The 14,561-nt window shown below is 38.1% G+C and carries 14 protein-coding genes; 11 read left to right on the forward strand and 3 right to left on the reverse strand.

What is annotated here, in order from left to right:
- The first annotated feature begins 34 nt into the window (after nucleotides 1-34).
- The gene (locus tag HMPREF9455_RS20600; RefSeq protein WP_006798325.1) at nucleotides 35-2,131 is read left to right on the forward strand and encodes an AAA family ATPase; all 2,097 of its coding nucleotides are present in this window, start codon (nucleotides 35-37) and stop codon (nucleotides 2,129-2,131) included.
- Nucleotides 2,128-3,249 carry a hypothetical protein gene (locus tag HMPREF9455_RS04030; protein WP_006798326.1) on the forward strand — a complete coding sequence of 374 codons (1,122 nt, stop codon included), beginning with the start codon at nucleotides 2,128-2,130 and terminating at the stop codon, nucleotides 3,247-3,249. Before HMPREF9455_RS20600 ends, HMPREF9455_RS04030 begins: the two co-directional genes overlap by 4 nt.
- 69 nt (nucleotides 3,250-3,318) lie before the next feature.
- On the opposite strand, the gene mobC is transcribed toward HMPREF9455_RS04030, so the two are convergent.
- Entirely contained in the window at nucleotides 3,319-5,331 is a 2,013-nt protein-coding gene (gene mobC / locus HMPREF9455_RS04035; protein ID WP_006798327.1) for a conjugal transfer protein MobC, read from the reverse strand.
- Nucleotides 5,332-5,523: 192 nt separating this feature from the next.
- Between mobC and HMPREF9455_RS04040 the strand changes: the two genes are divergently transcribed.
- Nucleotides 5,524-6,417: a DUF5677 domain-containing protein gene (locus HMPREF9455_RS04040; RefSeq protein WP_006798328.1), complete on the forward strand. Its 894-nt coding sequence runs from the start codon at nucleotides 5,524-5,526 to the stop codon at nucleotides 6,415-6,417.
- A 3-nt stretch (nucleotides 6,418-6,420) separates the two neighbouring features.
- Here the strand turns inward: HMPREF9455_RS04040 and mobB are convergent, their stop codons facing one another.
- A complete protein-coding gene (gene mobB / locus HMPREF9455_RS04045; RefSeq protein WP_006798329.1) occupies nucleotides 6,421-7,674 on the reverse strand; it encodes a conjugal transfer protein MobB in 1,254 nt (417 codons plus the stop codon).
- Between the two features lie 2 nt (nucleotides 7,675-7,676).
- Complete coding sequence (gene mobA, locus HMPREF9455_RS04050) at nucleotides 7,677-8,096, reverse strand: conjugal transfer protein MobA (RefSeq protein ID WP_006798330.1); 420 nt, start codon at nucleotides 8,094-8,096, stop codon at nucleotides 7,677-7,679.
- 64 nt (nucleotides 8,097-8,160) lie between these two features.
- Here mobA and HMPREF9455_RS21310 point away from each other — a divergent pair, with 64 nt between their 5' ends.
- The 8 genes from HMPREF9455_RS21310 to HMPREF9455_RS04085 all read left to right on the forward strand — a co-directional run bounded on the left by HMPREF9455_RS21310 (nucleotide 8,161) and on the right by HMPREF9455_RS04085 (nucleotide 14,560).
- Nucleotides 8,161-8,343 carry a hypothetical protein gene (locus tag HMPREF9455_RS21310; protein ID WP_148401841.1) on the forward strand — a complete coding sequence of 61 codons (183 nt, stop codon included), beginning with the start codon at nucleotides 8,161-8,163 and terminating at the stop codon, nucleotides 8,341-8,343.
- 539 nt (nucleotides 8,344-8,882) lie between these two features.
- Nucleotides 8,883-9,635, forward strand: coding sequence for a ParA family protein (locus HMPREF9455_RS04055; RefSeq protein ID WP_006798331.1), 753 nt, complete (start codon nucleotides 8,883-8,885; stop codon nucleotides 9,633-9,635).
- Between the two features lie 6 nt (nucleotides 9,636-9,641).
- Nucleotides 9,642-10,076 carry a DUF3408 domain-containing protein gene (locus tag HMPREF9455_RS04060; RefSeq protein ID WP_006798332.1) on the forward strand — a complete coding sequence of 145 codons (435 nt, stop codon included), beginning with the start codon at nucleotides 9,642-9,644 and terminating at the stop codon, nucleotides 10,074-10,076.
- Nucleotides 10,077-10,107: 31 nt separating this feature from the next.
- Entirely contained in the window at nucleotides 10,108-10,473 is a 366-nt protein-coding gene (locus tag HMPREF9455_RS20940) for a DUF3408 domain-containing protein (RefSeq protein WP_006798333.1), read from the forward strand.
- 3 nt (nucleotides 10,474-10,476) lie between these two features.
- Entirely contained in the window at nucleotides 10,477-11,223 is a 747-nt protein-coding gene (locus tag HMPREF9455_RS04070; RefSeq protein ID WP_006798334.1) for a hypothetical protein, read from the forward strand.
- Between the two features lie 168 nt (nucleotides 11,224-11,391).
- A complete protein-coding gene (locus HMPREF9455_RS04075) occupies nucleotides 11,392-11,694 on the forward strand; it encodes a DUF4134 domain-containing protein (protein ID WP_006798335.1) in 303 nt (100 codons plus the stop codon).
- A 45-nt stretch (nucleotides 11,695-11,739) separates the two neighbouring features.
- Nucleotides 11,740-12,075 (forward strand): DUF4133 domain-containing protein, encoded by a 336-nt coding sequence (locus HMPREF9455_RS04080; protein ID WP_006798336.1) that lies wholly within the window; start codon nucleotides 11,740-11,742, stop codon nucleotides 12,073-12,075.
- Nucleotides 12,068-14,560, forward strand: coding sequence for a TraG family conjugative transposon ATPase (locus HMPREF9455_RS04085; protein ID WP_006798337.1), 2,493 nt, complete (start codon nucleotides 12,068-12,070; stop codon nucleotides 14,558-14,560). The genes HMPREF9455_RS04080 and HMPREF9455_RS04085 overlap by 8 nt, the downstream gene beginning before the upstream one ends.
- Nucleotide 14,561 lies beyond the last annotated feature (1 nt).

The following is a 14,561-nucleotide window of genomic DNA, read 5'->3' on the forward strand; positions in this document are numbered from 1 at the left end:
ATAAAGAACAAGAAACTATAAAAATTGATAATACATGAAGATTATAGGCGTTCAAATATTAGAAGGTACAAATCCTAGTATAAGAAGAAGTTTAGAATTAGGTTGGTATCCTTTAATTAAGTGTAAGAATGATATTAAATTGAACGACAAAGATATACCCGTGCTTGATGAAGATTCTTGCCCAGACGAATATTATAAAATTAACAAGGAGTTACCATCTATCTCCGTAAGTGCCGTTGTCGGAAAGAATGGATCTGGAAAATCTTCTCTGTTGGAAATAATTTACCGTATCCTTAATAATTTTTCGGTCATTCTTTTAGCTCCGATGCAGAAGAATGATGATGTAGAGGTACTGTATACTGGAGGATTAGAAGCACGACTCTTTTTTGAACTTGATGGTCAATTAAAATATATCTACAACCATAATTCCGTTGTGAATTATTATGAAGTAGTAGATTGGAAATCAAAAGAAGTAGTGATTGCCAATTTATCTCAGACAAAACGCAATGATATATTGCGTGGTTTTTTCTATACTATTGCTGTTAATTACAGTCTTTATGCATTAAACAGTGCCGATTATGACCCAATTATTTCTAGGCAAGAGGAACAGGTAAAATCAGGCCAATGGCTAAACTACATGTTTCATAAAAATGATGGATATTATATCCCAATTGTTTTAACTCCCTATCGTAATAATGGTGAAATCAAAATAAACAATGAAAACCACTTGGCTCTTCAACGATTATCTGTCTTTTCATTACTTTTTCAATCTCAAGATAAAAATTTCATCGAAGGATATGATCCGATTGAACTACATTATAGGTATATTGAGAATTATAAGGAAAATAAAACAGAGAGTTTTCGCAGAGACTTAAAAAATAACTATCCAGTACTTACAGATAGTATAGATTTGTTAATAAGGCACTTTGAGTGGGAATGGGGCAATATGATTCAAGAAGAGTTAGGCTATGATCTCGCGGATTATTCTGATTCGCGTAACGACACAATTGTATTTTTTCTCGCCTATAAGAGTATAAAAATTTGGCTAACTTATCCATCTTTCCGTGAGAAGATTAATTTAGAAGCTCTTCTTTCCTCAGCAGAAAATATGAAAAAAGGAGGAGATCGAGAAGTTCAAATGGTCAGAACTGAAGGAATGGAAAGTTGGATTAAGAAAGAAAGCCCTAAGATTAAAAACATTATTGGCGAGCTTTATAAGGAGAAAAGCCATATTACAATGAAAATTCATCAGTGTATCAACTATATCCGAAATGGGAGGTATAAGGATGACAATTTGCATTCCATTTCGTATAATGAGTTAATAGGTGAAAAAAAACACAAGACATACGATGACGTTTTTCTTCTATTACCACCAGCTTTCTTTCAGATAGACTTAAAATTGCGTAAGAAGGTAAGAAGCCAACAGCCAAATAGTAATTCAAAGCCGGACGTAATAACTTTGCAGACAATGAGTAGTGGAGAAAGACAACTACTCTATAGTATGAGTTACATATTTTATCATATTAAGAATATTGCCAGTGTACAAGAAGATGGAAAACGAGTGGGTTATCACCACATAAATCTTATCTTCGACGAAGCAGAGTTATATTATCATCCGGAGTTTCAACGAGTATTTGTGAAACGATTGCTTGATAATCTTGCACTCTGCAATATAGACCAGCGAGTAATTCGTTCTATCAATATTATAATAGTAACACATTCCCCTTTTCTTTTATCTGATATTCCGGAAACAAATATTCTTTTCTTAGGTGATGAAGAGCAAGAAGCAAATCAGAAAACCTTCGGTGCCAATATATATGATCTCTTGAAAAGTGGCTTCTTTATGGAATCCGCCATAGGTGGTTTTGCTGAACAAAAATTGAATGATTTGATGGATATTTATTATAGTAAAGATACAGAAAAACAAAAGAAAGAATTTAATGCCAAATATGATGAGTTGAAGTTTACTGCCGAACATATAGCTGATGCATATTTAAGTAAGTCATTCCTTTTTATGTTTCATGAAATGGAACATAAATTTAAGCCTGACAATTCAAATTCACGTATGGAAGAAGAATTGCGGAATATGGAGGCTAAGATTGAGATTTTACGCAAAAATTTAAAGAAATGATTCCATTTAAATACCCCCAAGATACAATAGAGTTTGATCAGCTTAAATCTGATTATGTATTATCATATTCTGATTTAGCTGACATGCAAACAGAATGGACTCGTTTACGAAATACTTATTTGCGTTTGAATGTATTTCCTCAAAATATAGAAGACATAATGAAGGCAGATTATCGGGGACTAATACTTATTTATCGAGGTTATCATCGTATTCCGAAAGCGGAAAGAGAAAGAATGAAAACGGAATTAGATGCCCTTTTTAATTATGATGATGAATATCGCGAAGTAATTAAAGGCTTCTTGATGAATTCTGCCAATGGATTTGAGATAAATACTTGTCATTACTGTGATATGGCGTATGTTAATGTATATAGTATTGATGCGACGGATGATGGGATATATTTTATGAATACGGCATCTCCTGATGAATTAAAAAGTAAACTAAAAGTCTCCATTGATACTAAATTAAGGGAAGTTATTGCTAATAGACCATATAAAGATATAAATGACTTTAATCGTGTAAGAAAGAAACTTAGGTGGGGAAATAATAAATTTGAAAAAACGTTTAAACCTAACTATAAAAATCGCAGCAATTTTGATGTAGAACATATACTCGATAAAGGTTCATGTCCTATAGTCGCTTTATCGTTAATGAACTTTGTTCCTTCTTGTCAAGTTTGTAATTCCAGATTAAAAAAGACCCGGATACTTGGCAAAGATGGCATTCCGGAAGGAAAACTTAGTCCTACAAGTCCTCTCTATGATTTTGACAACGGAGTGACTATTCGGATTCTTCCAAAAACAGGACAAATAAAAATCAACCCAACTCAACATCGTGAGGATTATAACCTAGTCTTTGATATTTCTGATAATGATTACGAATATTTTGTAAATTTGTTTAAGTTAGAAGAAAGATACTCTTACCATAAAATCGAAGCATTGAGATGGGTTGAACTGAAACAGAAATATACTGATGCTCGAATAACTATGATGTCTAATGCACTTAGTGGTAACCCTGATTTTACTGTAGACAAAATCCGTGAAGATATTTTTGGCTCTGATTTCACTAATAATGAACATCGTTGCTTTAGTAAAATGAAGAGAGATATACTTAAATAGCATCTATCAAATATGAAGATAAAAAATAGAGCCACTCGCACATCAATCGGGTGGCCCTAACATTTTTTATTATCCCTCCTCCTTCGGCAACAGATACCTTAAGTTCTCATCGTTACGAATCCTCTCCAATTCATCAGCAACTATCTGTTTAGCTTCCGCTTTGATGCGATCGTAATTATCCTTAATCATTTCCTTCATGCGATCAACGCCGTTTTCATCTACAAAATTGGTGATAACGGGTATTTTCTTGTACTCCTTTGTCTCGGCAGCTACTCGCTCGTTATCTACCACAATTTCGCAGTGAAAAATCTTTTGTTCTATCCGCTCGTCGAAGTTATCCGCTATCGCACCCACAAACATACCCTGTGTCAGATTGGATATTTTGGATGCTGGTATCAAGCTATCCATTTGGGTAGAAATGGAAGTCGATTTATCGTTGCGGTTGATGGTCATAGACTGGCGTTTCTGTAATACTTTTCCGAATCGGTCAGACAAGGTTTTTGCTGTATCTCCGACCACCTGCCCCGAAAAAATATTACCTACTGTGTTCATTACTACAGCAGCTTCTTTGTCTCCATAGTCACGTTTTAGTTGAGAGAAGTCTTGAAACCCCAATAATACAGCAACCTTATTGCTTCGGGCAGTAGCGATCAGATTGTCCAACCCTTTGAAGTAGATAGTCGGCAACTCGTCAATAATAACCGAAGATTTGAGCTGTCCTTTTTTATTGATCAACTTCACAATACGGCTGTTATACAATCCGAGTGCTGCCCCGTAAATATTTTGTCGATCAGGGTTGTTACCTACTGCCAATATTTTAGGGTCATCCGGATTGTTGATATCCAATGTAAATTCATCTCCCGACATCACCCAATATAATTGTGGACTAATCATACGGGAAAGAGGTATTTTAGCACTTGCAATCTGCCCTTGGAGCTGATCGGCAGCTCCAGATTTCCACGCATCCATAAAAGGAGAAAGATAATTTTCGAGGTCTGGATATGAAGTCAGAATAGGGAAAATGTCTTCATAACTCTTGTTCAAAAACTCTATGGCATGAGGGAAAGTACAGTATTTACCATCCTTGTAGATACGCAAATACCATATAATAGCTGCGAAAAGAATAATCGGAGATTCTACAAAGAAGTCCCCTTGCTTTTGCACCCACGTCCGATTCAAATTTAACATAATTGTGTATGCACTCTCATACGCGTCCGAGATGTCATCCATGAAAGAAGGATTAATCGGGTTGCAACGATGCGAACGGCTCGGATCGTCAAAGTTTATCACATAGAAAGTCGGTACTTTCTCATAACCTTCTCTATTGTTTAACAAGTGGTTATAGGCAATAGTCGAAAGGTCTGGAAACTTGAAATCGTAAATATAGCCTGTATAACCTTTCTCAATTTGCTGTTTGATGAATTGATTTACAACGGCGTAGGATTTGCCGGAACCGGGAGTACCCAATACAATAGCTGCCCGAAAAGGATTTACTACATTTATCCATCCTTTCCATTGCTTCTTTTTGTACCAGAACTTTGTTGGAAGATTTATCGAATAATCATTTACCATCAACTTGGTTTCCTGCATAAACGATTCATTTTCGTTATTAAACGGATCGTCCATCAGGTTGTTTTTGAGTAAGCGGCTCATCCATGTACCCGCCATCAAAAGCAATATATATCCTACTGCAATGGTAAAAATATAAAAACCTGCATTGGCGATTTTGGGCAGAGGCAGATAAAGAAGCCTCCAATTCAAAAAGAAAAATACAAAACCAAAAATAAGACATACATAGATATGATTCCATGTAATCTTTTCTTCCTTCACTCCCTTTGTACCCAAACAGGACAGGGCAAGGAATACCACGGTAAAGATTTTCGTCCACAAGATTGAGTTGAACAATCCTGCGGTACGATTAAAATTCATCAGAATTTTATCCACTACCCCGATATTAACTCCCCACTCATGTATTGCCTGATAACAGAACCAATAAATGTTCATCAGCACGAACAAAATACTAATCGCCCTCATAAACTCCATGACTTTGGCAAGTCCTCTTAAATCATCTTCTTGTTGCATAATCGTTGAATTTAGATCGTTTCTAATTTGTTAAAAATGCGAATGTAAGTAGATGATTGTGATATAAAGCAAGTCGTATAGAGGGTGGTAGCTTGTGGCTAGGAATGGCTATTATCTTTTTGAAAATAAACAAATAGTAGAATTATATTTTATCTTTATGGAGAAAAAAATACACTTAAATTGAAATCTATAATGTCCACAACTCATTCTCTTGAAAACTTAAAACATTATCATAACGAAGCAATACAATTCTTTGGAGCAGAACTAATTCTTTTACAAGAAGCAATAGCAAAGATTACGGATGAACGTATAGCAAAAACAGCTACACTTTTAATTAGTGGCAAGCAAACAGGAGCTGCACTTATTCAATTAGCTACTCAAGTGGAATGCTTTTCGAGTGAAGTTACTATGCTTGCCCGATCGTTTATGGAAACTGTCACAAACTTTTGTTACGCCAGTGTATGTGATGCAAAAGAGTATCGTGCATTTATTCTACATCCCATCTACAAATACTATTTCAAAGTAGGCACTAGCTTAAAAGAAGGAATAGATAACTATGAAACATATAGAGAACATGCTGATGCAATAAAGAAAAAAAGAGAAAAATTAAAAGAAATTCCAATTGTGCAAGAAGCATTAACAATATTCTCAGAAACAAAGCCCAATTTAAGTTGGAGTAAAAAAAGCCTAAATGAAAGAATCAAAGTTTTAGAAGAATGGGGTAAATTCCTTGATGTGTTTTTTAGTTTGAATAAAATAGAATATTATTCGGATGCCTCGGAAGCCCTTCATGGGTCCTTATATGGTTGTACTTACGATATAGGAGCGTTCGATCCTGATTTTGATCATACCAATAAAGAGGAATTATATAAAAAACTATATAAAGATGAGGCCTGTATGATATTATACCTCGGAACACTTATACATGAATCCCTAACACTTATTAAATACTCAAATGACATATCTGACATCTGGGATTATTCATATAAAAATCGAGGATTAGCATTAAATCTTTTATCTCATATTCAAGAAATAAATCCTACAGAAGTCTTAGATACATATTTTCAAGCTAAAGTTAGCAAATAATAACTACATCTGCCTTCCATACCTACGTTTCTTCTTTTTCTTACGCTTCAGGCTTGGCTGCTTGTTGTCTGTCCCTTCGACTTCGGGAGTAAAGACAGAGAATAAACTCCCCACCGGATCGTTCGTCTCGGAGTGTGTTAATTGTGGTTGCTGATTGGTGGTTGTTTGTTTATTGTCGGAATGTTTCGGTGCTGGTGCTTGCTGGTTCTCGCGAGGTGAATTGTCTACAAAACGTTCGTTAAAAACATTAGCCGAAAACTCCTTACCCAGACGAGAACCGTTAAGAACTACTCTCTGTTTATGATTGATAAATGTAGCCCCATAGATGCGTCCTTCATCGTTGCGACGTAACACAAGGTCGATACCTTTCTCCCGCAAAGCTGCTCGGAACTCGCTTTCTGTGCGGGTGTTTGCAAAGGACGCTGAAACGATAGCACGGGTTTGTTTAGCTATGCCGTTTGTCTTGATTGTTTCTTTTGATTTCTCAAATTGCTTCTCCAACCTATCTAAACCGTGTTCTTTACCAAACAGAGAGGATTTTAAAGGTGTACCAACACGATTGCCATCATCGTCCAATGCCGAATAAACCAATCCCCGATACGCTTTGCCCTTGTTTTCTCCTTTGATTTCCTCTACTCCTATATTGTATAAGGAGAGTAAAGCACGATATTCTCCCAAAGTCTGAAAAGAATACATTTCAGAGAGCGGTTTTATGACGTTTGCCACCTGTTTTTTTAAGTTCCCCTGGCTAGCGTCTATTGGAGCAAGCTGCCATGCCTCACCCTGATTCTTTTCTTTTGATTGCAGACAGTACTTTTGTTCTAAAGAGTCAGTAATCTTTCTACTGCGTTCGTAATTATTGTTGTCTCTGATTATTGAGCCATCCGTGCGTACACGAGTCGAAACGATGTGTATATGTTCCCTTCCAATGTCCTCATGTTTGAAAATCATATAGGGTTGTCCGCCATACCCGAACTGTTCCATATATTCACGCCCGATGTCGGCAAGCTGCTGATCGGTCAGTTTATCGTCCGGATGTGGGTTGAGTGAGATATGGATAACAGGCTTCGATGTACGAATATGCGAGGGCATAAATCGCTCGAAGTCTTCCATACAAGAGGCAACATTGAACACTCCATCACTAGGTTCAATGACCAGATTGGTAGCCAAAACTTTTCCTAAACCCTCATTTACTTTCTCTTGATTGTAGGAAAGTGCACCATACAAACTGCTTCCGTGACTAAATTTCGCAACCATTTTTAGAGATGTTTAGCCTTAAATTGCTCGCACAATTGTATCACTTCCCGCCCGATTCCTGCCAGTTCAATGGTTGCATTTTCCAATTTATAAAGTAATGCCAATGCTTTTTTCTCTCCAAAATTGGAATGTAATTCCTTTACAACTTGATTGTAATTGACTCCAATACTTCGTATTTGTCCGTGTAAAGCAGTGAGTTTTGTAATAAATCTCACTGCTGAAGCATCGGTTTTCACTACACGAAATTCATCACCAAAGATGCGGGCAGCGATAAATCCGGATAAGGATTGTACGCCCGACTGTTCATACAAGGCTAAAAAATCGACGTGTTGCTGATCTGTCAGGTTTACAGTCAGTCGATGTTTCGCTGGATCGTTCTTCGGGGGTCTGCCCCCTTTTCCCCGTTTTTTTTCTTCGTTCATAACATGATCTTTTTAGTGCGGTCACAGACCGTTTTATTATTTAATTTCTGCACATGATGGACTGTTGTGCGGATTATGTTTTCCCGACTTCGGAGAGGAAAATACCCCTCTGGAAGAGCAAGGGTTGTGTGCTGCAAAAATCATTTTGCGATGCACTCAACATACCTTGCTATTTGCCCAAATGCAAATACTTTTTGCCCGTAAAGGGCATCATCCTATCCCCGAAAAGTTCGGGATAGAAGCCTGACCTGTGTCAGGCATTTTTTGAATGCCGGAACAAACTTAAAACCGATATGAATCCTCTTTAGCATTTCATGCAGCAAAGTTATGTTCTAAAATAATCAACTGAAAATCAATAAGTATAGACAACCCTAGACACAAGCTGCCACCTCTCGAAAACATAGTGTAAGTATGAAAAAGATAGATTTTATTTGTTGTCAGAAAGCGTTTTAGAAAGATTGAACATAGGCAGAAACATCTGCGAAAATAGATGCGTGTTCAGATATATTAATGCTTGAATATATAAATGCATAATCGCTTGTCTGATTAAAAATAAGAATATGCAGAATTTAAAATGTACACGATTTAATCTGAAAACATAAAATCGCAAAAAATTAAAAGCGTGTTTGTGCTTTTATGATTTTAAAAGCATACGATTTCAAAAATAGATGACTTCTATCAAAAGAATAAACAAATATACATGCAAGATAAAGTTTGCAAGAATAGAAACAGGTACAGATAAATATTTTCAAAATCAGTTAAATGTCTAATTAAAAATTTGTCAATATGAAACAAACAATGTATGTAGCGTTCAGTACGCAAAAAGGAGGAGCAGGAAAAACTACCCTTACCGTTTTAGTAGCATCCTATCTTCATTATGTAAAAGGTTATAAAGTCGCTGTGATTGACTGCGATTACCCACAACACTCCATTGCCGAAATGCGTGAGCGGGATTTTAAGATGTGCGAAAATGACGAGTATTACAAAGGGATGCTGTATGAACAGTTTATCCGTCTGGAACAAAAGAAAGCATATCCGGTAGTTGAAAGTAATACAAAGGATGCTTTGGATGATGCCGAAGATTTGACCAAAGAGGGAGATTATGATTTTATTTTCTTCGACCTTCCCGGAACGCTCAACAATGAGGGTTTGATACTGACTATTGCCAGTATGGATTATATAGTGGCTCCCATTGCCGCTGACCGTCTTGTATTAGAAAGTACGCTGGATTATCTCATTTCTGTAAGAGATAACATCGTCAATCCTGGAAAATCCAATATCAAAGGCATTTATCTCTTTTGGAATATGGTGGATGGACGTGAAAAGTCCGAATTATATGAGGTATACGAAAATGTAATAAGAGATTTGGAGTTTCCATTACTTAGAACTTTTATACCGGATAGTAAGCGTTTTCGTCGTGAACAGTCGGTTAGCTACAAAGCTCTGTTTCGTTCTACACTATTCCCTGCTGATAAATCTCTTGTGAAAGGTTCCAACTTGGACATCTTGACAGACGAACTATTAGAATTATTGAAATAATCGACTATGAGTAAAAAAATAGATACATCAGGCATAGATACGACAATGGTTATTAGTCAATCTAAAAAGGGGAATAGAGAGAACCCACCTGCACCTATATCGGAAGCGAAAGATGTACAGCAACCCCCACAGACGCTCGTTGAAGAAAACGAGACAGAGAAAGAAGATAAAGTCTCTCGTGAAGAGCCTAAGCGACGCGAAACTAAAACTCAAGAATATGAAAATCTATTTTTCAAGGCTGCTTCCATAAAAACCCGAAATGGGAAAGTCGTGTATATCCGGAAGGAACACCATGATCGCATAATGAAAATTGTCCGTGTAATTGGTGAAAATGAATTTTCCCTATTCAACTATCTGGATAACATATTGGAAAATCATTTCGCTACCTATCAAGACGAGATAACGAAGTTATACCGTAAAAGAAACACAGATGTATTTTAAGATATTATTAATCAGTAAAATAAAATTATTTATGAAAAGAAATAGTTTTTTGAAACGTAATAAATGGTTCTCCATTCCGAAAATCTTCAAAAAAGCGAACCCGGAACAATCGAAAGAAATAGAAGTACCCAAACAGCGTATCGGCAATGTACAATCCGAACAAAAATCTTACGAATCGCTCTTTATTCGAACCGCACCCACGACAGCCCGTAGCGGAAAGACAGTCTATATAAGGAAGGAGTTTCACGACAGAATTATGCGGATTGCACAGACCATCGGAAATAATGAACTATCGCTGTTTAGTTACATAGACAATGTCCTGGAACATCATTTCAACACCTATCAGGGCGATATAACAGAACTGTATCGTAAACGCAGACCCGACGATATTTTTTAAGCCATGAAACAATATATTATTTCAGCTATCGTGCTGTATGCATTGTTTGTCATCCTTTACCTACTTCGGGAGCGGATGCAAAAACGAAAAAAGAATGCAGCTAAAAAATCGGTATTAAATCCGTTTCGTGCAGCACCAAAAGAGGATATTATCGGCAAAAGTAAATTTGACCTGAGACAATCGCGGACAGAAGCTACCACTTTGATTAATAACGAAAAAGAGAAAGAAAATGCTTCTATATTTGTCGAGAAAGAAGAGAAAAAGACCTCGATGGCAATCCCTTTGGATAAACTCGATGAAGTTTTTTCGACAGACAATAAAACGGAAGAAAATTCAGATGAAATCAATTTAGAGATTGAGAACACTCCCCCCGAATTGGAGCCGGACTATGACGACGACAGTGATTTAGACGAAGAAGAAACAGAAGATGCAGATACCGAAGGGAGAGCCGGGGTTTCAATGGCATTGGGACTTGACTTCAATAATTTGGCGAGTATGGTGCGAACGGTAGAGACTCCCGACAATGCAACATCCGAAGAAAAAGAAGAAGCCGGTCGGGTATTGATCGAGATACGAAAGACGGATATGTTTGAACAGGTTGTTTCGGGAGAACCTAAAAAGAAAGTGGTCGTATCCTCATTGATGGATGACTATTTTGCAGCCTTTCACCGCAAACAACAAGAATCGGGAGTATTGAATGAACCGACAGTCAAAGCGCCTAAAGAATTTGATGTACGCGGATTTGCGTAAAGTAGATAACGATTAAAACAAAGAGCATGAAGCAAAGAGATTACGGTTAGCGTGCGTCAGCCAAACAAAACGGTCTATGACCGCACCACTAAAAAATCAAAGTTAAACAACAATTATTCATTCAGTACAGGGAACTATTCCACCCCCTGTACTATTATCAAAAATCGTATGACAAAGAAAAAAATTCTTCTGTCAGCAGCCTTTATCATGGTTGCTGTATCATCTGTATTTGCACAAGGCAACGGTATCGGAGGTATTACCGAAGCTACCAATATGGTGACTTCGTATTTCGATCCCGGCACAAAACTCATCTATGCTATCGGTGCAGTTGTAGGACTCATCGGAGGTATTAAAGTCTATAACAAGTTCTCTTCGGGTGATCCCGATACAAGCAAAACAGCCGCTTCGTGGTTCGGTGCGTGTATCTTCCTGATTGTGGCTGCTACCATTCTACGCTCTTTCTTCCTGTAAGGGTCTCAACCCCCCTTTATTATTCATTAAATACGAATAAGAAAAATGGAGCATAATATTAACAAGGGCATTGGCAAGAGCGTAGAATTTAAGGGTTTGAAAGCACAATATCTTTTTATTTTTGCAGGTGGCCTACTGGCTGTATTCATCGTATTTGTAGTGATGTATATGGCCGGAGTAGATCAGTGGGTATGCATCGGCTTCGGTGTTATCGCTGCTTCTACATTGGTATGGCTGACTTTCAACCTGAATGCGAAATATGGAGAACACGGGCTTATGAAATTGCTCGCCAAACGGCAACATCCCCGTTTTCTGATTAACCGCAAAAATTCCCGTCGCTTGTTCCAATACCCCAAAAAGAAGGAGGTGAGCAATGCGTAATACACTCAAAGCAGCTACCATCGAAAGTAAGTTTCCCTTGCTTTCAGTTGAACATGACTGCATCATCAGCAAAGATGCGGATATAACGGTAGCCTACCGTGTCGATCTGCCAGAACTGTTCACTGTTACGGGTAGTGAATACGAAGCCATACACTCGGCTTGGACGAAAGCGATCAAAGTATTGCCCGACTACTCGATTATTCACAAACAGGACTGGTTTGTCAAAGAGAACTACAAGCCTGCTACCAATAAGGAAGACATGAGTTTCTTGTCCCGTTCTTTTGAACGACACTTCAACGAACGCCCATTCCTGAATCACACTTGTTTCTTATTTCTGACCAAAACAACCAAAGAGCGGATGCAGATGCAAAGTAACTTCTCATCGCTTTGTCGGGGAAACATTATTCCTAAAGAAGTCAATAAAGAAACAGCCTTACGGTTCATGGAAGCGGTCGGACAATTTGAGCGTATCGTAAATGATTCGGGATTTATTACGCTGAACCGTCTTACTTCAGACGAAATCACAGGAACGGAAAATGAACCGGGATTGGTAGAGAAATATTTTGCCCTCTCATTGGAAGATACCACTTGTCTGGAAGATCTGGAGCTGGGAGCGGACGGCTTACGAATTGGAGATAAAACAGTATGCCTGCACACTATTTCCGATGTGGAGGACTTGCCGGCAACAGTTGGAACAGATATGCGATACGAAAAGCTATCGACCGACCGAAGTGATTGCCGTCTGTCATTTGCTGCACCCGTGGGCTTGTTGCTCTCTTGTGACCATGTATATAATCAATATATTTTCTTAGATGATTCAGCTGAAAATCTTCGCAAGTTTGAGAAGTCAGCCCGTAATATGCAATCATTATCAAAGTACAGTCGTGGAAACCAAATCAATAAAGAGTGGATCGACAAGTACCTGAACGAAGCTCATAGTTTCGGATTGACCTCTGTAAGAGCACATTTCAATGTGATGGCATGGGGTGATGACGAGGAAGAACTTAAGTCTATCCGCAACGATGTTGGTAGCCAATTGGCTCTCATGGAGTGCAAGCCCCGCCATAACACGGTAGATGCTGCCACACTCTATTGGGCTGGGATGCCAGGCAATGCGGGTGATTTTCCGAGTGAAGAAAGTTTCTACACGTTTATAGAACCTGCCTTGTGTTTCTTCACAGAGGAAACGAACTACAAGAGTTCCCCTTCACTTTTTGGTATCAAGATGTGTGACCGGGTTTCGGGAAAACCCATCCATGTGGATATTTCCGACCTGCCCATGAAGCAAGGAATTATCACGAACCGCAACAAGTTTATCTTGGGACCTTCGGGTAGTGGTAAGTCCTTTTTTACCAATCATATGTGCCGCCAATATTGGGAGCAAGGTACTCATATCGTGCTTGTAGATACAGGAAACTCGTATCAGGGGCTATGTAATTTTATCAACCGTCGTACCAATGGTGAAGATGGGGTGTATTTTACCTATACCGAAAAAAATCCTATCTCATTTAATCCATTTTATACCGATGATGGGATCTTTGATATTGAGAAAAAGGAAAGTATCAAAACCCTGATAATGACTTTGTGGAAGCGGGATAACGAGCCTCCCACACGTTCGGAAGAAGTTGCTTTATCCAATGCAGTGAGTTTGTACATAGAACGTATAACAATTGATGAATCGGTTATACCCTCCTTCAACTCGTTCTACGAATTTGTCAAACTGGACTATGCCGCTATCCTCGATGCCAAACAGGTAAGAGAGAAGGACTTTGACCTTGCCAACTTCCTCAATGTGCTTGAACCTTATTACAAAGGTGGCGAATATGACTTTCTGTTAAACTCCGAAAAACAGCTCGATTTATTATCTAAACGATTCATTGTCTTCGAGATCGATGCGATTAAGGATCACAAAATTTTATTCCCGATTGTAACGATCATTGTTATGGAAGTTTTCATCAATAAGATGCGTCGTTTACAAGGAATCAGAAAGATGATATTAATTGAGGAAGCGTGGAAAGCGATTGCTAAAGAGGGTATGGCAGAGTACATTAAGTACCTTTTTAAGACCGTTCGAAAGTTCTTCGGCGAGGCAATCGTCGTCACTCAGGAGGTAGACGATATTATCGCATCACCTATTGTAAAGGAATCCATCATCAACAACTCCGACTGTAAGATTCTTTTAGACCAGCGTAAGTACATGAACAAGTTCGATAGCATCCAAGCTCTGTTGGGGCTGACTGAAAAAGAAAAAAGTCAGGTGCTATCCATCAACATGTCCAACAATCCGAACCGAAAATACAAGGAAGTCTGGTTTGGATTGGGTGGTGTTCAGTCGGCTGTATATGCCACAGAAGTTAGCAGCGAAGAGTATCTGACTTATACGACAGAGGAAACCGAGAAGCTGGAGGTAATGCGGAAAACCGAAGAGTTGGATGGTAATATTGAGTTGGCTATAAAACAAATAGCCGAGAGTAAACGCAAGTAAA

The organism is Dysgonomonas gadei ATCC BAA-286 (genome assembly GCF_000213555.1).
Lineage (GTDB): Bacteria > Bacteroidota > Bacteroidia > Bacteroidales > Dysgonomonadaceae > Dysgonomonas > Dysgonomonas gadei.

Coding starts and splice junctions, on each gene's coding strand:
- HMPREF9455_RS04040 (WP_006798328.1), top strand. CDS start 5,524: ATGTCCACAACTCATTCTCTTGAAAACTTAAAACATTATCATAACGAA.
- HMPREF9455_RS20600 (WP_006798325.1), top strand. CDS start 35: ATGAAGATTATAGGCGTTCAAATATTAGAAGGTACAAATCCTAGTATA.
- HMPREF9455_RS04030 (WP_006798326.1), top strand. CDS start 2,128: ATGATTCCATTTAAATACCCCCAAGATACAATAGAGTTTGATCAGCTT.
- HMPREF9455_RS04070 (WP_006798334.1), top strand. CDS start 10,477: ATGAAACAATATATTATTTCAGCTATCGTGCTGTATGCATTGTTTGTC.
- mobA (WP_006798330.1), bottom strand. CDS start 8,096: ATGAACGAAGAAAAAAAACGGGGAAAAGGGGGCAGACCCCCGAAGAAC.
- HMPREF9455_RS04060 (WP_006798332.1), top strand. CDS start 9,642: ATGAGTAAAAAAATAGATACATCAGGCATAGATACGACAATGGTTATT.
- HMPREF9455_RS04085 (WP_006798337.1), top strand. CDS start 12,068: ATGCGTAATACACTCAAAGCAGCTACCATCGAAAGTAAGTTTCCCTTG.
- HMPREF9455_RS04055 (WP_006798331.1), top strand. CDS start 8,883: ATGAAACAAACAATGTATGTAGCGTTCAGTACGCAAAAAGGAGGAGCA.
- HMPREF9455_RS04080 (WP_006798336.1), top strand. CDS start 11,740: ATGGAGCATAATATTAACAAGGGCATTGGCAAGAGCGTAGAATTTAAG.
- mobB (WP_006798329.1), bottom strand. CDS start 7,674: ATGGTTGCGAAATTTAGTCACGGAAGCAGTTTGTATGGTGCACTTTCC.
- mobC (WP_006798327.1), bottom strand. CDS start 5,331: ATGCAACAAGAAGATGATTTAAGAGGACTTGCCAAAGTCATGGAGTTT.
- HMPREF9455_RS04075 (WP_006798335.1), top strand. CDS start 11,392: ATGACAAAGAAAAAAATTCTTCTGTCAGCAGCCTTTATCATGGTTGCT.
- HMPREF9455_RS20940 (WP_006798333.1), top strand. CDS start 10,108: ATGAAAAGAAATAGTTTTTTGAAACGTAATAAATGGTTCTCCATTCCG.